The following is a 20,315-nucleotide window of genomic DNA, read 5'->3' on the forward strand; positions in this document are numbered from 1 at the left end:
TGGAGTACGCGTTCACCACGCGATCCCCCTCCCCAGCACGGCCGAGGAGGTCCCCTTGTGCGCTTGTCCCGCCGAACGGCCTCACTGTCCCTCGCCGTCGCAGTCGCCCTCGCCCTGACCCTGGTGTACGAAGCGGTGCCCCACGCGCGCGTGCCGGCCGGCGAGCACGAGTCGGCCGACCCCTTCGGCGCCGCGTGCCGGATCCGCGTCACCGGCTCCGAGGCGACCGTGTACTGCCACAACCCGTACCCCGAGGCCGACCGCGTGAGCCTGCACGTCGAGTGCGCCCGCTGGTGGGACATCGACACCGACAGCTCCCCGGTGGAGGCCGGGCCCGCGCAGACCGTGCGGCTGACGGGACGCTGCTGGAAGGAAGTCGGCGACGTGTGGATCAGTCACCGGCGGGCGAGCTGATCCCGCCCAGGCGGCACAGGAACGGATAGCGGGCGGCCTCCGCCGCCGCCCGCGCCGCGTCACCCGTGCGGATCGCGTCGAGCAGCCGCCCGTGCTCCATGTACGTCTCCGGTGTCAGCTCCTCGCCGACGTCCTCGCGCAGCCAGTCCCGCAGCACCTCGCCCAGGTCCGCGTACATGGCGGTCATCACGTCGTTGTGGGAGGCGGCCACGACGGCCAGGTGGAAGGTCGCGTCCGCCGTCACGAACGCCTCCGCGTCACCCGACTCCCAGGCCTCCTCACGCCGCAGCAGCAGCGCGTCGAGCTGCTTGAGGTCCTTCTCCGTACGCCGCTGTGCGGCCAGCCTGGCCGCGGCCGACTCCAGCGTGGAACGCAGCTCGGCGATGTGCCGGGGATCGGCACCGGCGAACCGCCGCTGCATCACCCCCGCCAGCTCACTCGTCGCCACGACGTACGTGCCGGAGCCCTGGCGGATGTCCAGCAGGCCGTTGTGCGACAGCGCGCGGACGGCCTCGCGGACCGTGTTGCGGGCGACACCCAGCTGCTCGACCAGTTCGGGCTCGGTCGGGATGCGGGAGCCGACCGGCCACTCGCCGGAGGTGATCTGGGCCCGCAGGGCGGCGATGACCTGCTCGGAGAGCGCCGAACGTCGGGGATGGCTCAGGGGCATGGCACACCTTCGCACGACCGGGGCGCCGGAGCGCCGCCGTGGATGAGACGGAGTGGACAGTCAATCATCCTATGATTCTATGATGGGTCCCATGGCTAGCGAGGAAACCCGGACGATGACGCCCCCGACCGTACGCAGTTCGGCCGCGCAGGAGACCCGGGAACCCGGCGGTTCCGCCACGCGCGCGTGGACCATGCGGTTGCTCGTCCTCGGCATCGTGCTGTCCGCGCTGAACCTCCGCCCCGCCATCACCAGCCTCGGCGCCCTCCTGGAGGAGGTCCGCGACGGCCTCGGCATGAGCGGCAGCGTGGCCGGACTGCTCACCTCCGTGCCGCCGCTGTGTTTCGCCGTCTTCGGTGTCATGGCTCCGCGGCTCGCCCGTCGCTTCGGAGCCGGCGCCGTGGTGTGCGCCGGCATGGCCGCCATCGCCACCGGCCTGGCGATCCGGCCGTACGCCGGCGGCACGGCCGGCTTCCTGGCCGCCAGCGCCCTCGCCCTCATGGGCATCGCGGTCAGCAACGTCCTGATGCCGGTCATCGTCAAGCACTGGTTCCCCGACCGCGTCGGCTCCATGACCGGCCTTTACTCCATGGCGCTCGCCCTGGGCACGGCCCTCGCGGCCGCGGTCACGGTGCCCCTGACCGACACCCTGGGCGGCAGCTGGCAGTCGGGCCTGGCCCTCTGGGCGGGTCTGGCCGTGGCGGCGGTCCTGCCGTGGCTGCCGTTCGTACGGGGGCGGGCGGCGGCGCCCGGGGCGGGGGACCGGGGCGGAGACCGGCCCGCGCCCGCCGGGGACGCCGGGGCGGAAACGCCGGCTCCCGGGACGGAATCCGCGCGCGAGGAGACCTCTGCCCCCGCCTCGACGGAACCCGCGCGCGAGGAGGCTCCACGGCTGCGGATCACCCGGAGCCGCACCGCCTGGGCCCTGGCCGTCTTCTTCGGGCTCCAGGCGACCGCGGCCTACATCACGATGGGCTGGATGGCGCAGATCTTCCGGGACGCCGGCGTGCCCGCGGGCACCGCGGGGCTGCTCCTCGCGGTCACCATGGTGATGGGCGTGCCCCTGGCGTTCGTCATACCGCGTCTGGCCACGCGGCTGCCGCACCAGGGCCCGATCGTGCTCGCCCTGGGCGTCTGCGGCCTCGCCGGCTACGCCGGGCTGTACCTCGCGCCGGCCGCCGGCGCCTGGGCCTGGGCCCTGCTGCTCGGCGTCGCCAACTGTGCCTTCCCGCTCGCCCTCACCATGGTCGGCATGCGGGCCAGGACCGGCCCGGGCGTGGCCCAGTTGTCGGCGTTCGCGCAGAGCACCGGCTACCTGATCTCCATCCCGGGGCCGCTCCTGGTGGGCGTCCTCTACCAGCACAGCGGCGGCTGGGGCCTGCCGATCGCGCTGATGAGCGCCCTGATGATCCCGCAGATGGCGGTCGGCGTCCTGGCGGGCCGGGACCGCACGGTCGAGGACGAGGCCGGACGCTGAGCCCGCCCCGCAGCCGCTGATCTCACCCCGGGGCGTCCGGTGCCCGCGGTGGGTGCGAGACTTGCCCCATGCCAGTGCTCGACCCGAATCCCCAGCATGGTCAGAAGAAGATGCTGCTCGTGTTCGGAGCCTTCTTCGCGATCTTCATCATCATCGGCGTCATCGCGACCATCGCCTCGCCATGACCGGCCCTCGCCCGCCCATGGTGGGGCTAGCACCCCTGTCCCCTAGGGGGTGAGGGTCAGGGTCAAGTGGGTGGATCACCGGATGGGTCGGCCGCCTCGGATTCCGTAACTTCGACGTGTGACCGCAGGACGCGGGCCACGGACCATTCGAAGAGCGGAGGCACCCATGTCGGCTCCTACGCACACCCGGCCCCATCCGGCGACCCGGGCCGGCGCCGACAGCCGGCTGCCCTGGTGGGCCCTCGCCCTGCCCACGCTCGCCTTCGTCGCGCTGCTCGTGCTGATCCTGAACCCGTCCGACGCCCAGGCGGCCACCGGTGACCCCCTGATCACCCACCTCTTCGAGCGGGTCCGGCAGCTGACAGCCCGCTGAGCACGGCAGAAGCCGGTGGTCAACTCCCTGCGCCCGATGGCCTGTTTCGTGCGAAGCTGGATCTCATGAGCGTCGCAGAACCCCGCAGGATTGTCCTCTTCCGCCATGCGAAAGCCGACTGGCCACAGGTGAGCGATCACGAGCGTCCGCTCGCCGACCGGGGCCGAAAAGAAGCGGCGGAGGCCGGGCGCAGGCTGGCCGACACCGGCATCCCCTTCGACCTGGCCCTGTGCTCCACCGCGGTCCGGACCCGGGAGACCTGGAAGCTCGCCGTCCAGGAGTTCCCGCAGCGGCCGAAAACCGTCTACGAGGAGCGGATCTACGAGGCCTCGCCGGGCGAACTGATCGCCGTGCTCAACGAGACCCCCGACGACGCGCAGAACATCCTCGTGATCGGCCACAACCCGGGCGTCCAGGGCCTCGCCGACATCCTGGCGGGCACGGCCGAGGGCGACGCCCGCGACCGGATGAGCAGCCGTGGGTTCCCGGCCGCCGCCTTCGCCCTCCTGTCCTTCACCGGCTCCTGGAAGAGCCTTGAGCCGGGCGTGGCCACGCTGCGGGACTACTGGGCGCCCACCGAGTGACCGACTCCACGTGACAGGGCCCGGCACCGGCGCGGTGCCGGGCTCACCCGGCCGGTTCAGGCCGTGTCGAGGGTGTCCGCCGCCTCGACCTCTTCGCGCGTGATGCCCAGCAGGTACAGCACGGTGTCCAGGAACGGGAAGTTCACCGCCGTGTGCGCGGCCTGGCGCACCACCGGCTTGGCGTTGAAGGCGACGCCCAGACCGGCCGCGTTCAGCATGTCCAGGTCGTTGGCACCGTCACCGATCGCCACGGTCTGCGACAGCGGCACGCCCGCCTCGGCGGCGAACCGGCGCAGCAGCCGGGCCTTGCCGGCACGGTCGACGATCTCGCCCGTGACCTTGCCCGTCAGCTTCCCGTCGACGATCTCCAGCGTGTTGGCTTGGGCGAAGTCCAGCCCCAGCCGCTCCTTCAGATCGTCGGTGACCTGGGTGAAACCGCCGGAGACGACGCCGACTTGGTAGCCGAGCCGCTTCAGCGTGCGGATCAGGGTGCGGGCGCCCGGCGTCAGCCGCACCTCGCTGCGCACCTTGTCCACGACCGAGGCGTCCAGCCCCTCCAGCAGCGCCACGCGCGCGTGCAGGGACTGCTCGAAGTCCAGCTCGCCGCGCATCGCGGCCGCCGTCACTTCGGCGACCTCGTCCTCGCAGCCGGCGTGCGCGGCGAACAACTCGATGACCTCGTCCTGGATGAGCGTCGAGTCGACGTCCATGACGACCAGGCGCTGCGCGCGCCGGTACAGACCCGCGGCGACGACCGCCACGTCGATGCCGAGCTTCGCCGCGTCGGGCGCCAGGGCGGTGCGCAGCGGCTCCGTCTCCACGCCGGACACGGCGAACTCGACGGCGGTCACGGGGTACTTGGCGAGCCGGAAGATACGGTCGATGTTGCCACCGGTCTTGGTGATCCGCGCGGCGATCGCCGCCGTCGCCTCCGCGGTGAGCGGATGCCCGAGCACGGTGACCAGGGAGCGGCCCAGTCCGCGCGGCCGGTTGTCGCCGAGGCCGGAGATGATCTCCGCCTGCATCTTCATCGACTCCGCCCAGCTGTGGACGGTCGCCCGCAGATCGCCCTCGAGCCCCTTCGGCGGCTCGGTCACGAGCGCGCACAGCACCATTCGGCCACGGGTGACGACCTGCTCGATGTCGACGACGTCGACGGAGTAGGCGGCGAGGGTGTCGAAGAGGCCGGCCGTGATGCCCGGACTGTCCTTGCCGAAGATCTTGACAAGGAGGGTGGGGACGTCGGAGGACGAGGTCTGCGAAGCGCTCATGGTGGTTCCACCGTATCCGGCGGGCAGGTCGCACCGCCCGTGAGGTCCGCCTGGCGGACAGCGAACACTGGGTGACGTGCGGGTGGCGCGAACCTTGCGTCCCCTGTCCTCCCGGGGGGCTCCCGGGGGGCCTACTTCCCCCCGCGCGGCTTCCGCGGCGGTGGGGGAGGCGGCGGAGGCGGTGGCCCGTCGTCCGGCCGGCCCGGCGGCCGGTTCCCACTCTTCGGCCCGGGCGGCTGCCGGGGCCCACGCGGCGGCGGCCCGACCGGCCGCGCCACGGTGGGCGCGCCGTACACGTCCCCGTCCCGGTGAGCGGCCGGGTCAGTTCCCGACTGCGGTTCGTGAGGCGCCCCGGGTTCGCCGGGGCGTGGCCGCGCGTCCTCCGGCTCTCGCAGCTCGTCCGGCACCCGGAGGTACGGATTGGTGGCCGGGTTCGGCGGCCGGTACGGCACTCCCGGCGCGTACGGCCCGGTCTCCTCCCCGTACGACGACGCCCGCCCGGCGCCGTCCCCGCCCCAGCCCCTGGACCGCCCGGCGGGGGTGTCGTTTCCGGCCTGTCCTGTACCGGCTCCTGGCCTTGCTTGCCCGGTGTGGGCGTCGTATCCGGGCTGTCCTGTTCCGGCTCCTGGCCTTGCTTGCCCGGTGTGGGCGTCGTATCCGGGCTGTCCTGTTCCGGCTCCTGGCCTTGCTTGCCCGGCGTGGGCGTCGTATCCGGCCTGCCCTGTTCCGGCTCCCGCCCCCGCCGCATGCCCCGCACCGGCGACGTGTCCGGCCTGCCCCCTGCTTGCCCCTGGTCCGGCCGCCCCCTCTCCCCGAGCCAAAGCCGTAGCCGACCGCCCCGCGGCCCCGCTCGCCCAGGCGAGCAACGCCCCCACCGCCCCGGCCCCCGCACCCCACACCGCGCCCAGCAGCAGGGCCATGCCGAGGTGGCCGTGCAGTTCGATGCCCGCGCCGAACGCGTCGAAGCCGAGCACGGACAGGGACGCGGTCACGGACACGTCCGTCAGCCGGACCAGCAGCGGCAGGGCCAGCGCGGTCGCGACTCCCAGCCGCAGCGCACACCGCCCCGCGAAACCCAGAGCCCCCGAACCCCGTACGTCCCCAGGACCCGGCACCGGCGTCCGCACCGCCGCCAACACCCCCGCCAGCAGCATCATCGACGCCGCAGCCACCCCCAGCAGCCACACCCGCCCGTCCAGCTCGGCAAGCCGCCCCAGTGTCACCTGCTGGTCGGAGCGGACCGCGAGCAGGTCGTCCAGGGGGTCCGGCAGGAGACGGGCCAGTTCACCCGTCGCCCGGCCGTCCCACGGCACGAGCAGGCCGATCGGGACGCCCAGCCACACCCCGTTCGGTGCCCCGAGCAGCGCCGTGCCGGCGATGCGCCGGGGGTGGTCGTCCCCGGTCGCCGCGTACGCCGCCGCCGCGAGCCCCGCCGCCACCGCTACCAGCAGCACGGTCACCACCGCCGAAACGGCGGGCCGCACGACCCGGTGCACGGCCTCCCACCCCCGCGGCAGCGGCGTGCTGCGCGAGGCCAGCAGGGCGATGAGGAGGATCCCGGCCGACCAGCCGAGCCCGCCGAGCAGCGTGGGCACGGTGTCGACCGTGAAGCCGACCGCCGCCCGCGCGTCGACCAGGTCGCCGATCCGGTCCGGCAGCAGCCCGCCGATGTCCCCGACGTCCCCGAGCCCGGGGATCTCCACGCCTCCGCCCCCGCCGCCCCCGGCCAGGTCGTCCAACCCCAGCGCGCCGCCGTCGATCGTGATGACATCGTGCCCCGCCCAGGCCAGTCCGCCCAGCATCGCCACGAACAGCGCGACCACCACGCCCGCACGCGCGAGGAGTTCGGCCGTCGATATCACAACTCCCGCCGCCCGCAAGGACCGTAGGAAGAAGTACGACAGCAGCACCGCCCCGACCAGGCTCACCCCCAGTGGCGTGATCTCGATGGCGGTGTCCGCCTCCGCACCCGTGAGTCCGAACGCCGACACGTCACCGGACGGCGTGACCGAACCACCCGCCCCAAGTGCCACCACCGCCGCGGTCATCGGCCCCAACGAGCCCGCCGCGTCCGCCTCCAGCAGCCGCAGACCCAGCGCAGCCGCACCCGCCATCCCGATCAACGCCCAGCTCACGGCGGCGACGGCGGACATCAGCACGTCACCCCACGGCACGCGCGTGCCGCCCCTCGCCGTCTCCACACCTGTACCGGCACCCATGGCAGACCCCCCGATCCGCTACGCGGCGGGAACACCGCGCATGCCCCCCTCGCGTCGAAATACCACTCTCCGGCCCGTTTTCAACCCCGTCAACGGAATCGGCTGATGCGTGCGTACGCGCTCTTCACAAGGCCCGACTTTCGGTCAGGCGGCCGCTCCTGAAATAGTTCCCCCCGATGTTCGACATCCCTAGACTCCCCATGTCGGGGGTAACTCGGGGGACAACTCAGTGGGGCATGGAGTGCCGGAACTCGTACTGGAATCAAACGGACGTACCTGGACGCTCGATCCGTCCAGGGCATACACCCTCGGACGTGATCCGCAGGGGGACGTCGTCTTCGACGACGCCAGGGTCTCCTGGCGTCACGCCACGGTCAGCTTCAACGGCCGCAGTTGGGTCATCGAGGACCACGGCAGCACCAACGGCACGTTCGTGCAGGGGCAGCGGATCCATCAGATGGAGCTCGGCCCGGGCTCGGCGGTCAACCTGGGCAACGCGACCGACGGCCCGCGCCTGAACCTCTCCGGCGCCGCCGCCTCCGTCGCCACGCCGCAGGCCCAGCCGCAGCAGCAGCCGTACGCCGCACAGGGCGCGAACCCCGGCTGGGCCCAGCAGGCACCCGCCCAGCAGGCACCCCACCAGCAGCAGGCCCAGGCCGGATGGCAGCAGCAGCCGCAGCAGCACGCGGCGAACATCCCGCAGCAGCAGGGCCCCGGCGGCGTCGCGGGGGCGCCGCCGGTCTACGGCGACCGCAGCCCGACCACGTTCCACCAGTTCTCCCTCGGCCGCGTGATGCGCATCGGCCGTGCCCTGGAGAACGAGCTGGTCGTCTCCGACCTCCAGGTCTCCCGGCACCACGCCGAGTTCCACTCGACGCCCGACGGGCGCATGGAGATCCGCGACCTGGGCTCGCACAACGGCACGTACGTCAACGGCCAGCCGATCCCCAAGGGCGGCACGCAACTGCTCGGCCCGGCCGACGTCGTCGGCGTCGGCCACTCGACGTTCCGGATCGTCGGCGACCGGCTCGAGGAGTTCGTCGACACCGGTGAGGTGTCCTTCTCCGCCCGCCACCTGACCGTCACGGTCGACGGCGGCAAGCAGATCCTCAAGGACGTCTCCTTCGGCGTCCCGGAGAAGTCGCTGATCGCGGTCATCGGCCCGTCCGGATCCGGCAAGTCCACCCTGCTCAAGGCGCTCACCGGCTACCGCCCGGCCGACCAGGGCGAGGTCCTCTACGACAACCGGAACCTCTACAAGCAGTTCGCCGAGCTGCGCCAGCGCATCGGTCTGGTTCCGCAGGACGACATCCTGCACAAGGAGCTGACCGTCAAGAAGGCCCTCAAGTACGCGGCCAAGCTCCGCTTCCCGGCCGACACCACGGCCGCCGAGCGCGACGCCCGTATCGACGAGGTGCTGCGCGAGCTGAAGCTGGACATCCACAAGGACAAGAAGGTCACGTCCCTGTCCGGCGGCCAGCGCAAGCGCGTCTCGGTGGCCCTGGAGCTGCTCACCAAGCCGTCGCTGATCTTCCTGGACGAGCCGACCTCCGGCCTCGACCCGGGCATGGACCGCGATGTGATGCAGCTGCTGCGCGGTCTCGCCGACGACGGCCGTACGGTCCTCGTCGTCACCCACTCCGTGGCCGAGCTGGCACTGTGTGACAAGCTGCTCGTGATGGCGCCCGGCGGCTCCGTGGCCTACTTCGGCCCGCCGGAGGAGGCGCTGAACTTCTTCGGCTACGACACCTGGGCCGACGTCTTCTCCGCCTTCGAGAACTACCGCGACTACGACTGGGCGGGCCGCTGGAAGGGCTCGCAGCACTACCAGATGTACGCCGCGGACATCGACGCCGTAGCGCCGCAGTCCGTACAGGTGCCGCCGATGCAGGCGATGAAGCCACCGAAGCCGCAGGGCTGGATGTCCCAGTTCGTCACGCTCGTGCGGCGCTATGTCTCGGTGATCGCGTCCGACAGGGGCTTCCTGGCGCTGATGGTGATCCTGCCGGCCGTGCTCGGCGCGGTGAGCCTGCTCATCGACGCGGACCGGGGCCTGCTGCCCAACCCGGCGAACCCGCAGACCGGCCGGATCATCCCGAACGGCACGGCCACCACGGTCCTGCTGATCCTCGCGGTCGGCGCCTGCTTCGCCGGCGCGGCGAACTCCGTCCGTGAGCTGATCAAGGAACGGGTCATCTACGAGCGGGAGCGCGCGACCGGCCTGTCGCGCTCCGCGTACCTGATGTCGAAGGTGTTCGTGCTCGGCATGATCACCGTCCTCCAGGGCCTGCTGGTCGGCGTCATCGGCTTCTCCAGCCGGGAGATCCCCGAGGAGGGCCTGGTCTTCGGCAGCGCCACGCTGCTGGAGCTGTCCGTGCCGATCATGGCCCTGGGCTTCACCTCGATGATGTTCGGTCTGATCATCTCGTCGCTGGTCAAGACCGCCGAGAAGACCATGCCGCTGCTGGTGATGTTCGCCATCATCCAGGTCGTCTTCACCGGCTGCCTGTTCACGCTGCACGGCTCGATCGGCGTCAACCAGTTCTCGTTCCTGATGCCGTCGCGCTGGGCGGTCGCCGCCTCCGGCGCCACGCTGGACTTCAACAAGATCAGCCCGCCCGAGACGCCCGGCGACACCGACCCGCTGTGGGAGCACACGGTCGGGGCCTGGGCCATGGACATGGGCGCTCTCCTCGCCCTCGGCGTCATCTGCGGCTTCTTCGTGGCCCGCTTCCTGCGCCGCCACGAGCCCGAGGTCATGCGCAAGTAGCCACCCGCTCCACCGAGCCCGAAGGGCGGCACCCCGTCAGGAGGGTGCCGCCCTTCGGCGTTCGTTCAGCGAAGCAGAGGTCCGCGCCAGCCTCAGTACGCGCTGTTGACGTTGTCCATCGAGCCGTACTTGTCGGCCGCGTAGTTGCAGGCGGCGGTGATGTTGGCGACCGGGTTGTAGATGTCCCAGGAGGTGCCGGGGACGTGGTACGCCTTGAAGGTCGGCGGGATGACCTGGAGCAGACCCTTCGAGGGGATGCCGTTGATGGCGTTGATGTCCCAGTTGTTGATCGCCTTCGGGTTACCCGAGGACTCCCGCATGATGTTGCGGTGGATGCCGTCGTAGGACGCCGGGATGTCGTGCTTCTTCAGGATGTCGAGCGACTCGCGGATCCAGCCGTCGAGGTTGTTCGGGTAGCTCTTCTTGGCGGCCTTCTTCGCCTCGGCGCGCTTGGCGTCGCGGCTCGCGGCCTCCTTGGCCTTGCGCGCGGCCTCGGCCTTCTTCTTCGCGGCCTCGGCGGCCTTCTTCTTGGCGGCCTCGGCGGCGGCCTTCTTCTTGGCGGCGGCCTCGGCGTCGGCCTTCTTCTTCGCCGCGATCTGCTCCGCCTTCAGGCTGGCACCGGCCATCTGGTCGGTGACGCTCGCCTTGACGTCCTTGATCTGCTCGGTGCTGAACGCCACCGCAGCCGGCTGAGCGGCCTCGGTCGTGGTCTTGGTCGACGCGCCGCTCGGCACCGCGGAGAAACCGATGGCGGCGGCGCCGAGGGTGGCGACACCCGCCATGGCGATCTTGTGGTGACGGGTCAGGGTGCGACTGCGGCCACGGCTGAAGATGTTCTTGGGCATGGTGGTGTGGACCTCTTCGAATAGCGCGGGAGTCGCTCGGCGTCCGGCGTTGGACTCGGTGTGTTTCCGACACGAACGCCGCGGAGGTGAACCCACGGCGCTGAGCGACGCCAGCAATTCTTAGCGGCCGCAAAATTGCGTGGCAAAGGTGTGACGTACGATGCCCGATAGTGGATCAGGGAGGGGCAAATCAGGGCAGACTGGACTGTCCGCGCCGCTCAAAAGGTGGGGCTTTGTCTCCTATGCACTTTCGTACGTGACGTGGGTCCTATGCGCGGGCTCACATCGCCCCGGGTGCGGTCTCACCGCTGGTTGCACAAGCGATGCTCTGCGTGAGGGCTCTGTCACGGCCCTGCACGGCCCCTGCTACGGCAGGACGAAGTGCACGTCCCCGAATTCGTGCCACAGGTAGCGGCCCCGCACCGCCGCCTCGTACCCGCGTCGGATCGCCTCCCGCCCCGCGACCGCCTCCAGCATCAGCAGATGCGAGGCCTCCGGCTCGTGCAGCCCGGTCAGCAGCCCGTCCACCACACGCACCCCGCGCTCCGGGGTCACCACGAGATCGGTCCACCCCGCCCGCGCCCCTACGACCCCGTCGGCTCCCGCCGCCGATTCCACGGCCCGCACGGCCGTCGTCCCGACCGCGACGATCCGGCCTCCACCGGCTCGCACCGCGTTGATCACCCGTGCGGAGGCCTCGGGCACGACGAAGCGCTCCGGGTACGGCGGCTCGTGCGCCTCCGCCGACGCCACCCCGGTGTGCAGCGTGACCGGTGCGAACTGCACGCCCCGGCTCACCAGCTCCGTCACCAGCCGCGCCGTGAAGGGCCGCGCCGCACTGGGCATCTCCGCACTGCCCGCCCCGTCCGCGGACGGCAGCGCGAACACCGTCTGGTAGACGGACAACGGCTGGTCGCGCTCCGTGTAGGAGTAGCGAATGGGCCGCCCGTGCTCCCGCAGCAGCCCCGGCACCCCCGGCCCGGTGACCCGCGCCCACCACAGCCGCCCGCTGCGCCCGCTCAGCGGCTCCTCCAGAACCAGCCACCCACCCCCCGGCAGGCACACCTCCGTACCCGCGGGCCCACCCGCCCGCGCGCGCGTGGTGCCCCGACCGTCGGGCTCCCGCAGCTCCACCGCCCAGCGGCCGTCGTCCCCGCGCGTCGAGAAATGCACCACCACGCGCGCGTGCCCGATCCACCCGTCCACGGCCGCCGCCAGCGTGGCCGACGTGTTGACCACGAGCAGGTCCCCGGCCCGCAACAGCCGCGGCAGCTCCGGGAACGTGTGATGCGCCACCTCGACGCCCCGGGACACCAGCATCCGCACGGCGTCCCGGTCCAGCCCGGGCCGCCGCTGCTCGACCGGCACCCGGGCCGACAGTTCCTCCGGCACGCTCGCCCACGCTCGAACGGGCTCGTGCGGGGGGACCCCCATCGCCAGCGTCATCGGACCCCGTCCACCAGAGCCGGAGCCCCGTACCGCCCGCTCGCCGGCCGCTCGTCCAGCAGCCGCAGGAACCCCGGCACCACAGCCCCCGGCTCCGGCCGCGGATCGTGATCATCCGGTACGGCCGCCGCATACAGGTCCGTGGCCATGTCCCCGGGATCCACCGCCCAGACCCGCAGCCCCGGCTCCTCCACGGCGAGCACCGCCAGCAACTGGTCCAGGGCCGCCTTGGACGCCCCGTAGCCGCCCCAGGTCTCGTACGCCTCGGCGGCCGCGTCCGAACTGACCGCCACGACGGTGCCCGCCCGCGAGGCCCGCAGCAGCGGCAGCGCCTCCTGGACCAGGCCCAGCCCCGCCACCAGGTTCACCTCCAGCGCCCGCCGCAGCCCTTCCAGGGGCAGCTCCTCGAGCCGCACCAGCGGCTCGGCGCCCAGCGCGCTCGCGTTGTGCACCAGAAGGTCGACGCCGCCGAGCCGCCACGCCGCCGACACCATCGCCGCACGGTGGGCGGCGTCCGTGACGTCCCCGGGCAGGACGGTCACGCGCGTGCCGTGCGCGGAGACGGCCTCCGCCGCGTCCGTCAGGGCCTCGGCTCCCCTGGCATCGAGCACCAGATCCCAGCCCCGCCCGGCCAGGGCCTCCGCGAGCGCCCGGCCCAGGCCCTTCGAGGCCCCGGTGATGATCGCAACCGGCATGATCGGCTCCTTCGCTGTGATCGTGTGCCCTCAACCTAGGAACAGGGACACAAGGACCGCCTCGGACGCGGGCCGCAGACCACCGGGTCCCTTCGCCCTACGTCACCGGCCCGGCGCCCCCGGTCCTACGCCGCGCCGCCCGGCTGCATCGGCCCCGCGACCTAGGCCCACCGGCCCGGGCGACCGCCGCCACCGGTCCGATCCGGGCTGTCACCGCCCGCCGGTACCGTGAGGACATGAGTCACGGTCCCCGGTCCGGCCTCGCAGCGGTGAGCTCCGCGTTGCTGGCCATGAGCAGGCATCTCGAGGTGCGCGACGTCCTCAAGACGATCGTCGCCTCGGCCCGCGAGCTGCTCGACGCGCAGTACGCCGCGCTCGGTGTCCCTGACGACCACGGCGGCTTCGCCCAGTTCGTGGTCGACGGCGTCAGCGAGGAGCAGTGGAAGGCCATCGGCCCGCTCCCGCGCCAGCACGGCATCCTCGCCGCGATGCTCCACGAGGCCAGGGCCGAGCGCCTCGCCGACGTCCGCAGGGACCCCCGCTTCGAGGGCTGGCCGAGCGCCCACCCCGACCTGGTCGACTTCCTGGGCCTGCCCATCCGCGACGGCGACGAGGTCATCGGCGCGTTGTTCCTGGCGAACAAGAACTGCCCCAAGCCGGAAGGGGGTTGCGGCTTCACGCAGGACGACGAGGAACTGCTCGGCATCCTCGCCCAGCACGCCGCGATCGCCCTCACCAACGCCCGCCTCTACGAGCGCAGCCGCGAACTCACCATCGCCGAGGAACGCTCCCGCCTCGCCCACGAACTGCACGACGCGGTCAGCCAGAAGCTGTTCTCCCTCCGCCTGACCGCCCAGGCCGCGGCACGCCTCGTGGACCGGGACCCCTCCCGCGCCAAGGGCGAGCTCCACCAGGTGGCGGCCCTCGCCGCCGAGGCCGCCGACGAACTGCGCGCGGCCGTCGTGGAGCTGCGCCCCGCCGCCCTCGACGAGGACGGCCTCGTGGCCACCCTCCGGACGCAGGTCCAGGTGCTCGACCGCGCCCACTCCGCCCGCGTCACCTTCACCGGCCGCGGCGTGAAGGCCCTGCCCGCCTCCCAGGAGGAGGCCGTCCTGCGCGTCGCCCAGGAGGCCCTGCACAACGCCCTGCGCCACTCCGGCGCCGACCACGTCGACGTGACCCTGGACCGCCGCGGCGGCGGAGCCGTCCTGCGCGTCTCGGACGACGGCAGCGGCTTCGACCCGCAAGCGGTCCGCCGCGCGGGGCGCCATCTGGGCCTGGTCTCGATGCGGGACCGGGCGAGCGGGGCCGGCGGCACGCTGACCGTGGAATCGGCGCCCGGCAAGGGCACCACGATCGAGATGGAGGTCCCCGGTGGCTGACGCAATCAAGGTGCTGCTCGTCGACGACCACCAGGTCGTCCGCCGGGGCCTGCGCACGTTCCTGGAGGTGCAGGACGACATCGAGGTCGTCGGCGAGGCGGCCGACGGCGCCGAGGGAGTCGACCGCGCGGAAGAGCTGCGGCCCGACGTCATCCTCATGGACGTCAAGATGCCGGGCATGGACGGTGTCGACGCCCTGCGCAGACTCCGCGAACTGGACAACGCCGCGCGCGTGCTGATCGTCACCAGCTTCACCGAGCAGCGCACGGTGGTCCCGGCGCTGCGCGCGGGCGCCGCCGGCTACGTCTACAAGGACGTCGACCCCGACGCCCTCGCCGGAGCCATCCGCTCCGTCCACGCCGGGCACATCCTCCTCCAGCCGGAGGTCGCCGACGCCCTGCTGTCCCAGGAGGAGACCAACTCGGGCCCGGGACGGGCAGGTTCGCTCACCGACCGGGAGCGCGAGGTGCTCGGCCTGATAGCGGACGGCCGCTCCAACCGGGAGATCGCCCGCGCGCTCGTCCTCTCCGAGAAGACCGTCAAGACCCACGTCTCGAACATCCTGATGAAGCTCGACCTGTCCGACCGAACCCAGGCCGCACTGTGGGCCGTTCGCCATGGAGTGACCGGCTGACACGCTCACCCCACGGCAACACGGAGGGTTCCATTCCGGACCGAGATTCATACTGTCGTGGGAACGTCCCTCATATGGCGCAACCCCGGCGGATCTCCGCCGTTCTCCAGTGCGTGCTGCGGCGCCTGCCGCGGCAATCGCAAGGAGGGCTCAGAAGTGAAGAACCTGAAGAAGGCCGCTGCCGTGACGATGGTGACCGGTGGCCTGCTGGCCGCGGGCGCGGGCATCGCCTCCGCCACCAGCGCGCACGCCGACGGCCAGGCCGTGAACTCCCCGGGCGTCGGCTCGGGCAACGTCGTCCAGGCCCCGGTGCACGTCCCGGTCAACGTCTCCGGCAACAGCGTGAACGTCGTGGGCGCCCTGAACCCCGCCTTCGGCAACCTCGCCGTCAACCACTGACGCCCACCTCCGTCTCCGAGCCGGAGGTGACCACCGGCCTCCCGGGCACGCCCGGGAGGCCGGTCAGGCGTGTACCGAGCCTGCGGGCGTGCGTGCCGCCCGGGCCGGCACGGGTGGGCGATGGGGGTGCCCCCTGCTGGAGCGAAGCCGAGAGCTTGTGGGAGGCACCCCGCTACGCCGGGCTGCGGACGCCCCGACCTCAGCCACAACGCCGAGCACCAGCACAACCGACACTCATCGCACCCCCCGCTCCCGCTCCTCCACAACGGAGTTGTACGCCGCGACCTGCGCCCTCCGAGCCGTCCGCTCCACCGGCCGCAACGCCTCCCTCCGCGCGGAGATCTCAGACGCACTCACCGCACCCCCGTGCCCGCTCTCCGTCGCCACGGCGATGATCGTCCCCACCCGCTGAGCCAACTCCAGCACCCGCACCGCCCGAGCCGGATACCCGGGCGCCAACACCTCCCGCCCCCGCTCGGCCCGCGCCCGATACGCATCGACCGCCGCATCCGCCACCGGCCCCGCCCCGGCCACATCCAGCCGCGTCAGCGCGTCGGTCGCGTCCCTGAGCGCCTCCGCCAGCTCCCGCTCGGCCTCACCCAGCGACGGCACATCCGCGGGCGGCGCCTCCCGTACGGGCAGCACATGCCACACCACTTCGACCTGCACACCCTCGGGGCCGGCCTCGTACACGTCCGGCACCAGCCCGAGGGCGGCCCCGTAACAGACCACCGCCTCCTCGGCCTCCAGCGCCCGCGCGTTGAACTCCGGCGGCCCGCTCAGCCCCAGCGGATGCCCCGGCGCGGGCAGTGCCACGCGCAGCCCGGTCACCCCGAGCGTCCGCAGCCGCCCCAGCGCGAGCGTGAGCCCGACCTGGCCCGACTCACCCGGCAGCCCCTCCACCCGATGCACCGCGTCCTCGCCGACGATGGCGAGCACAGCGTCATCCGGTGAGACAAGTCCGGCCAAAAGGGCATTTCCCCATGCTGCGAGACGTCCAGCGCGCGGTTCCGTGAGCATGTCCCCACCCTAGGACCCTCCAAGGACCGGACCGAGGGAATGTCCGGGTCGACCGGTGGCGTAGATTTCATGGAGGGCTGCGCCCACAGGCGCGGCGGACCGAGCCACAGGCTTACGCGACAGCCGAGACCGGCCACACTGCAAGGGGAGACAACGCGCTCATGAGCGATGTTCTGGAGCTTCAGGACGTATCCGTGGTCCGCGAGGGCCGGGCTCTGGTGGACCAGGTCTCCTGGTCGGTCAAGGAGGGCGAGCGCTGGGTCATCCTGGGCCCGAACGGCGCCGGCAAGACCACCCTCCTCAACCTCGCTTCCACCTACCTCTTCCCCAGCTCGGGCACCGCCGCCATCCTCGGCGAGACCCTCGGCAGGCCCGGCACCGACGTCTTCGAGCTGCGCCCGCGCATCGGCATGGCCGGCATCGCCATGACCGAGAAGCTCCCCAAGCGCCAGACGGTCCTGGAGACGGTGCTGACCGCCGCGTACGGCATGACCGCCACCTGGCACGAGGACTACGAGGAGATCGACGAACAGCGCGCCCGCGCCTTCCTCGACCGCCTCGGCATGAGCGAGTACCTGGAGCGCAAGTTCGGCACCCTCTCCGAGGGCGAGCGCAAGCGCACCCTCATCGCCCGTGCCCTGATGACCGACCCCGAACTGCTGCTCCTCGACGAGCCCGCCGCCGGCCTCGACCTCGGCGGCCGCGAGGACCTCGTCCGCCGCCTCGGCCGCCTCGCCCGCGACCCGATCGCCCCCTCGATGCTCATGGTCACCCACCACGTCGAGGAGATCCCCCCGGGCTTCACGCACGTCCTCATGATCCGCCAGGGCAAGGTCCTCGCCGCCGGCCCGATGGAGCTCGAACTCACCTCCCGCAACCTCTCCCTCTGCTTCGGCCTCCCGCTCGTCGTCGAACAGGCGGGCGAGCGCTGGACGGCACAGGGCCTCCCGCTGTCCTGACCCGGCCCTCGCCACCCAAATCCCAAAGTGAGGACGGCATTTCACACGCCGGGCGCCCTGTCGGCGACAGGGCCCTCGGACCTACCATGACCATGTGGAAATCGACGCATGGCTGTGGTGGCTGATCGGCGCGACAGCGCTCGGCATAGCGCTCGTGGTCACCGCGATGCCCGAACTCGGCATGCTCGCGGTGGGCGCCATCGGCGCCGCGGTGGTCAACGGCCTCTTCGGCGGCGGCGCCGTCGCCCAGGTCGTCGTCTTCGCCGTCATCTCGACCGCGGGCATCGCCGTCGTACGGCCCATCGCGAACCGGCATCGCGCCCAGCGGCCCCAACTCGCCACCGGCGTGGACGCGTTGAAAGGCAGACGAGCCGTCGTCCTGGAACGCGTCGACGCCTCCGGCGGCCGGATCAAGCTGGCCGGAGAGGTCTGGTCGGCCCGCGCCCTCGACACCGACCGCGCGTACGAAGTAGGCGAGGAAGTGGACGTCGTGGACATCGAGGGAGCCACTGCGATCGTCATGTGACCTCGCAAGACGTAACTGGAGTGAACTCCTCGCCAGCTACGCGACGGTCTGACAGACTCGACCAGCAAGATCTTCGACAACCATAAGATCTGCCGAAGTCGCCGAGGCGGAGAAGGGTACGGGGAACGACGATGGAACCGGTCATCATCGTCCTGATCATTCTGGTGGTGTTGGTCTTCATCGCCCTGATCAAGACGATCCAAGTCATCCCACAGGCCAGCGCGGCCATCGTCGAGCGCTTCGGCCGCTACACGCGGACGCTGAACGCCGGCCTCAACATCGTCGTCCCGTTCATCGACACCATCCGCAACCGCATCGACCTGCGTGAACAGGTCGTGCCCTTCCCGCCGCAGCCGGTGATCACCCAGGACAACCTGGTGGTCAACATCGACACGGTCATCTACTACCAGGTGACCGACGCCCGCGCCGCGACGTACGAGGTCGCCAGCTACATCCAGGCGATCGAGCAGCTCACCGTCACCACGCTCCGCAACATCATCGGTGGCATGGACCTGGAGCGGACCCTGACCTCCCGCGAGGAGATCAACGCGGCCCTGCGCGGCGTCCTCGACGAGGCCACCGGCAAGTGGGGCATCCGCGTAAACCGCGTCGAACTCAAGGCGATCGAGCCGCCCACCTCCATCCAGGACTCGATGGAGAAGCAGATGCGCGCCGACCGCGACAAGCGCGCCGCCATCCTCCAGGCCGAAGGTGTCCGGCAGTCCGAGATCCTGCGCGCCGAAGGTGAGAAGCAGTCCCAGATCCTGCGCGCCGAAGGTGAGGCCAAGGCCGCCGCCCTGCGCGCCGAGGGTGAGGCCCAGGCCGTCCGTACGGTCTTCGAGGCCATCCACGCCGGCGACCCGGACCAGAAGCTGCTCTCCTACCAGTACCTCCAGATGCTCCCCAAGATCGCCGAGGGCGACGCCAACAAGCTCTGGATCGTCCCCAGCGAAATCGGCGACGCCCTCAAGGGCCTCTCCGGCGCCATGGGCAACTTCGGTGGCATGGGCGGCGGTTCCGGCGGCAACGGAGGCACCTCCGGAGGCGTCGTCCCCGCCCAGGAACGCCGCGAGAAGCCGTCCATCGACTGACCTCACACGCACGAACGACCCCACGCGCACGAAGGGGGCCCGCTTCCCAGGGAAGCGGGCCCCCTTCGCATGACGACGACTAGGCCGCGGGCTGGGCCAGCCACTCCGGCAGCGCGTCGAAGTCGTCCTGCCCCAGCGCCAGCAGCATCGCGTCCGCCGGAGTCGGCTCGAACGGTTGCCGCAGCAGCGGCATCCCCGCCTCCTCCGGAGTCCGGTTCGCCTTACGGTGATTGTCCTGCGCACACGAGGCCACCGTGTTCAGCCACGTGTCCTGACCCCCCTGCGACCGCGGCACCACGTGGTCGACGGTCGTCGCCCGCCTTCCGCAGTACGCGCACCGGTGCCGGTCCCGGACCAGCACGCCCCGCCTCGACCACGGCGCTCGTCTTCGGAAGGGCACCCGTACGTACTGGCAGAGCCTGATCACACGGGGCGCCGGTATGTCGACCGCGGCTCCCCGCATCCGCAGTTCGGGGTGGGCCTGCTCGACGACGGCCTTGTCCTGAAGCACCAGAACGACGGCTCGGTTCAGCGTCACCGTCGACAGCGGCTCGAAGCTCGCGTTGAGTACCAGCGTGTCCCGCATACCAGCCCACCTCCCGTGTGCACCGGCCCACCCCCTGGCGGGCTGGGATCAACTCTGGCCGGGCACGCCGAGATGGACAACGCAATATCTGCTGCTCCCACGGGGGGTGACCCCCGCGGCCCCCGGCAACAAAAATGCCCGCTCCTGATCAATTCCAAGACCAGGAGCGGGCAAACGTTCCGTGAACGCTGGGATCGCAGGGGCGGCCCGTCAGCCCTCGGCGGGCACCTCGTACTCACCGATCAACTGAGCTCGCCCGATCGTGTGGAACCGCAGGTTGAAGCCCACTGCGGCAGGCGAAGCCTCAGCGTCAGGACCGAGCTTCTCCTGGTCCACGGCGTACACCGTGAACACGTACCGGTGCGGCCCGTCCCCGGGCGGCGGCGCGGCCCCACCGAACTCCTTGCTGCCGTAGTCGTTACGAGCGTGGATCGCACCCTCGGGCAGACCCTCGAACTTGCCGCTGCCCGCGCCCACCGGCAACTCGGTCACCGACGCCGGGATGTCGAACAGCACCCAGTGCCAGAAACCGCTGCCCGTCGGGGCATCGGGGTCGTAGCAGGTCACGGCGAAGCTCTTGGTCTCGGGCGGGAAGCCCTCCCACCGCAGCTGCGGCGACGTGTTGCCGGCCGCGTAGACCTGAGCGTCCTTGAGCGTGGCGCCCTCCTGGACGTCCTCGCTCGTCACCGTGAACGACGGCACGGGCGGGTGGAAGTCGTGGGGGAGCGGCCGCCGCTTGAGCTCGGTCACCTCGGTACCTCCTGATCGG

General features: G+C 71.5%; 21 protein-coding genes. 12 read left to right on the forward strand and 9 right to left on the reverse strand.

Annotated elements, in window-relative coordinates; all coding sequences use genetic code 11:
- The first annotated feature begins 57 nt into the window (after positions 1-57).
- Positions 58-414: a hypothetical protein gene (locus SCNRRL3882_RS31815; RefSeq protein WP_010037730.1), complete on the forward strand. Its 357-nt coding sequence runs from the start codon at positions 58-60 to the stop codon at positions 412-414.
- Here the strand turns inward: SCNRRL3882_RS31815 and SCNRRL3882_RS31820 are convergent.
- The gene (locus SCNRRL3882_RS31820; RefSeq protein WP_010037725.1) at positions 392-1,084 is read right to left on the reverse strand and encodes a FadR/GntR family transcriptional regulator; all 693 of its coding nucleotides are present in this window, start codon (positions 1,082-1,084) and stop codon (positions 392-394) included. The genes SCNRRL3882_RS31815 and SCNRRL3882_RS31820 overlap by 23 nt on opposite strands.
- A gap of 79 nt (positions 1,085-1,163) precedes the next feature.
- Between SCNRRL3882_RS31820 and SCNRRL3882_RS31825 the strand changes: the two genes are divergently transcribed.
- The 4 genes from SCNRRL3882_RS31825 to SCNRRL3882_RS31840 all read left to right on the forward strand — a co-directional run bounded on the left by SCNRRL3882_RS31825 (position 1,164) and on the right by SCNRRL3882_RS31840 (position 3,703).
- A complete protein-coding gene (locus SCNRRL3882_RS31825) occupies positions 1,164-2,561 on the forward strand; it encodes a CynX/NimT family MFS transporter (RefSeq protein ID WP_040902901.1) in 1,398 nt (465 codons plus the stop codon).
- Between the two features lie 68 nt (positions 2,562-2,629).
- Entirely contained in the window at positions 2,630-2,746 is a 117-nt protein-coding gene (locus SCNRRL3882_RS42305) for an SGM_5486 family transporter-associated protein (protein ID WP_086012488.1), read from the forward strand.
- A gap of 166 nt (positions 2,747-2,912) precedes the next feature.
- The gene (locus SCNRRL3882_RS31835) at positions 2,913-3,119 is read left to right on the forward strand and encodes a hypothetical protein (protein WP_010037722.1); all 207 of its coding nucleotides are present in this window, start codon (positions 2,913-2,915) and stop codon (positions 3,117-3,119) included.
- 65 nt (positions 3,120-3,184) lie between these two features.
- On the forward strand, positions 3,185-3,703 hold the full coding sequence (locus SCNRRL3882_RS31840; protein WP_010037720.1) for a SixA phosphatase family protein: 519 nt from the start codon (positions 3,185-3,187) through the stop codon (positions 3,701-3,703).
- A gap of 56 nt (positions 3,704-3,759) precedes the next feature.
- Here SCNRRL3882_RS31840 and serB read toward each other — a convergent pair whose 3' ends face one another.
- Both serB and SCNRRL3882_RS31850 read right to left on the reverse strand, forming a co-directional pair.
- On the reverse strand, positions 3,760-4,974 hold the full coding sequence (serB, locus tag SCNRRL3882_RS31845; RefSeq protein WP_010037719.1) for a phosphoserine phosphatase SerB: 1,215 nt from the start codon (positions 4,972-4,974) through the stop codon (positions 3,760-3,762).
- A 131-nt stretch (positions 4,975-5,105) separates the two neighbouring features.
- Positions 5,106-7,193: a streptophobe family protein gene (locus tag SCNRRL3882_RS31850; protein ID WP_102514890.1), complete on the reverse strand. Its 2,088-nt coding sequence runs from the start codon at positions 7,191-7,193 to the stop codon at positions 5,106-5,108.
- A 241-nt stretch (positions 7,194-7,434) separates the two neighbouring features.
- On the opposite strand from SCNRRL3882_RS31850, the gene SCNRRL3882_RS31855 reads away from it, so the two are divergent.
- Positions 7,435-9,963, forward strand: a complete 2,529-nt coding sequence (locus SCNRRL3882_RS31855; protein ID WP_010037715.1) for an FHA domain-containing protein — start codon at positions 7,435-7,437, stop codon at positions 9,961-9,963.
- 92 nt (positions 9,964-10,055) lie between these two features.
- Here SCNRRL3882_RS31855 and SCNRRL3882_RS31860 read toward each other — a convergent pair whose 3' ends face one another.
- From SCNRRL3882_RS31860 to SCNRRL3882_RS31870, 3 genes are all read right to left on the reverse strand, one after another.
- Positions 10,056-10,808, reverse strand: coding sequence for a transglycosylase SLT domain-containing protein (locus SCNRRL3882_RS31860; RefSeq protein WP_010037710.1), 753 nt, complete (start codon positions 10,806-10,808; stop codon positions 10,056-10,058).
- A gap of 366 nt (positions 10,809-11,174) precedes the next feature.
- Positions 11,175-12,254 (reverse strand): S-adenosylmethionine:tRNA ribosyltransferase-isomerase, encoded by a 1,080-nt coding sequence (locus tag SCNRRL3882_RS31865; protein WP_010037709.1) that lies wholly within the window; start codon positions 12,252-12,254, stop codon positions 11,175-11,177.
- The gene (locus SCNRRL3882_RS31870) at positions 12,251-12,949 is read right to left on the reverse strand and encodes an SDR family NAD(P)-dependent oxidoreductase (protein WP_010037708.1); all 699 of its coding nucleotides are present in this window, start codon (positions 12,947-12,949) and stop codon (positions 12,251-12,253) included. Before SCNRRL3882_RS31870 ends, SCNRRL3882_RS31865 begins: the two co-directional genes overlap by 4 nt.
- A gap of 236 nt (positions 12,950-13,185) precedes the next feature.
- Here SCNRRL3882_RS31870 and SCNRRL3882_RS31875 point away from each other — a divergent pair, with 236 nt between their 5' ends.
- The 3 genes from SCNRRL3882_RS31875 (at position 13,186) to SCNRRL3882_RS31885 (ending at position 15,364) form a co-directional block, all read left to right on the forward strand.
- On the forward strand, positions 13,186-14,331 hold the full coding sequence (locus SCNRRL3882_RS31875) for a GAF domain-containing sensor histidine kinase (protein ID WP_010037707.1): 1,146 nt from the start codon (positions 13,186-13,188) through the stop codon (positions 14,329-14,331).
- Positions 14,324-14,965 carry a response regulator gene (locus SCNRRL3882_RS31880; RefSeq protein WP_010037706.1) on the forward strand — a complete coding sequence of 214 codons (642 nt, stop codon included), beginning with the start codon at positions 14,324-14,326 and terminating at the stop codon, positions 14,963-14,965. Before SCNRRL3882_RS31875 ends, SCNRRL3882_RS31880 begins: the two co-directional genes overlap by 8 nt.
- A gap of 156 nt (positions 14,966-15,121) precedes the next feature.
- Positions 15,122-15,364, forward strand: a complete 243-nt coding sequence (locus tag SCNRRL3882_RS31885) for a chaplin (RefSeq protein ID WP_010037704.1) — start codon at positions 15,122-15,124, stop codon at positions 15,362-15,364.
- Between the two features lie 234 nt (positions 15,365-15,598).
- On the opposite strand, the gene SCNRRL3882_RS31890 is transcribed toward SCNRRL3882_RS31885, so the two are convergent.
- The gene (locus tag SCNRRL3882_RS31890) at positions 15,599-16,384 is read right to left on the reverse strand and encodes a hypothetical protein (RefSeq protein ID WP_040902894.1); all 786 of its coding nucleotides are present in this window, start codon (positions 16,382-16,384) and stop codon (positions 15,599-15,601) included.
- A gap of 161 nt (positions 16,385-16,545) precedes the next feature.
- Here SCNRRL3882_RS31890 and SCNRRL3882_RS31895 point away from each other — a divergent pair, with 161 nt between their 5' ends.
- The 3 genes from SCNRRL3882_RS31895 (at position 16,546) to SCNRRL3882_RS31905 (ending at position 18,960) form a co-directional block, all read left to right on the forward strand.
- Positions 16,546-17,343: an ABC transporter ATP-binding protein gene (locus SCNRRL3882_RS31895; RefSeq protein ID WP_010037699.1), complete on the forward strand. Its 798-nt coding sequence runs from the start codon at positions 16,546-16,548 to the stop codon at positions 17,341-17,343.
- Between the two features lie 94 nt (positions 17,344-17,437).
- Positions 17,438-17,869: an NfeD family protein gene (locus SCNRRL3882_RS31900; protein WP_010037694.1), complete on the forward strand. Its 432-nt coding sequence runs from the start codon at positions 17,438-17,440 to the stop codon at positions 17,867-17,869.
- Between the two features lie 131 nt (positions 17,870-18,000).
- Positions 18,001-18,960 carry an SPFH domain-containing protein gene (locus SCNRRL3882_RS31905; RefSeq protein ID WP_010037690.1) on the forward strand — a complete coding sequence of 320 codons (960 nt, stop codon included), beginning with the start codon at positions 18,001-18,003 and terminating at the stop codon, positions 18,958-18,960.
- Between the two features lie 79 nt (positions 18,961-19,039).
- On the opposite strand, the gene SCNRRL3882_RS31910 is transcribed toward SCNRRL3882_RS31905, so the two are convergent.
- Positions 19,040-19,546, reverse strand: a complete 507-nt coding sequence (locus SCNRRL3882_RS31910; protein ID WP_010037688.1) for an HNH endonuclease — start codon at positions 19,544-19,546, stop codon at positions 19,040-19,042.
- A 210-nt stretch (positions 19,547-19,756) separates the two neighbouring features.
- Positions 19,757-20,296, reverse strand: a complete 540-nt coding sequence (locus tag SCNRRL3882_RS31915; protein ID WP_010037686.1) for a YbhB/YbcL family Raf kinase inhibitor-like protein — start codon at positions 20,294-20,296, stop codon at positions 19,757-19,759.
- Between the last annotated feature and the right edge of the window lie 19 nt (positions 20,297-20,315).

Origin of the sequence: Streptomyces chartreusis NRRL 3882, from assembly GCF_900236475.1 — a bacterium.
Taxonomy (GTDB): Bacteria; Actinomycetota; Actinomycetes; order Streptomycetales; family Streptomycetaceae; genus Streptomyces; species Streptomyces chartreusis_D.

Coding starts and splice junctions, on each gene's coding strand:
- SCNRRL3882_RS31820 (WP_010037725.1), bottom strand. CDS start 1,084: ATGCCCCTGAGCCATCCCCGACGTTCGGCGCTCTCCGAGCAGGTCATC.
- SCNRRL3882_RS31825 (WP_040902901.1), top strand. CDS start 1,164: ATGATGGGTCCCATGGCTAGCGAGGAAACCCGGACGATGACGCCCCCG.
- SCNRRL3882_RS42305 (WP_086012488.1), top strand. CDS start 2,630: ATGCCAGTGCTCGACCCGAATCCCCAGCATGGTCAGAAGAAGATGCTG.
- SCNRRL3882_RS31835 (WP_010037722.1), top strand. CDS start 2,913: ATGTCGGCTCCTACGCACACCCGGCCCCATCCGGCGACCCGGGCCGGC.
- SCNRRL3882_RS31840 (WP_010037720.1), top strand. CDS start 3,185: ATGAGCGTCGCAGAACCCCGCAGGATTGTCCTCTTCCGCCATGCGAAA.
- serB (WP_010037719.1), bottom strand. CDS start 4,974: ATGAGCGCTTCGCAGACCTCGTCCTCCGACGTCCCCACCCTCCTTGTC.
- SCNRRL3882_RS31850 (WP_102514890.1), bottom strand. CDS start 7,193: ATGGGTGCCGGTACAGGTGTGGAGACGGCGAGGGGCGGCACGCGCGTG.
- SCNRRL3882_RS31860 (WP_010037710.1), bottom strand. CDS start 10,808: ATGCCCAAGAACATCTTCAGCCGTGGCCGCAGTCGCACCCTGACCCGT.
- SCNRRL3882_RS31865 (WP_010037709.1), bottom strand. CDS start 12,254: ATGACGCTGGCGATGGGGGTCCCCCCGCACGAGCCCGTTCGAGCGTGG.
- SCNRRL3882_RS31870 (WP_010037708.1), bottom strand. CDS start 12,949: ATGCCGGTTGCGATCATCACCGGGGCCTCGAAGGGCCTGGGCCGGGCG.
- SCNRRL3882_RS31875 (WP_010037707.1), top strand. CDS start 13,186: ATGAGTCACGGTCCCCGGTCCGGCCTCGCAGCGGTGAGCTCCGCGTTG.
- SCNRRL3882_RS31890 (WP_040902894.1), bottom strand. CDS start 16,384: ATGCTCACGGAACCGCGCGCTGGACGTCTCGCAGCATGGGGAAATGCC.
- SCNRRL3882_RS31895 (WP_010037699.1), top strand. CDS start 16,546: ATGAGCGATGTTCTGGAGCTTCAGGACGTATCCGTGGTCCGCGAGGGC.
- SCNRRL3882_RS31905 (WP_010037690.1), top strand. CDS start 18,001: ATGGAACCGGTCATCATCGTCCTGATCATTCTGGTGGTGTTGGTCTTC.
- SCNRRL3882_RS31910 (WP_010037688.1), bottom strand. CDS start 19,546: ATGCGGGACACGCTGGTACTCAACGCGAGCTTCGAGCCGCTGTCGACG.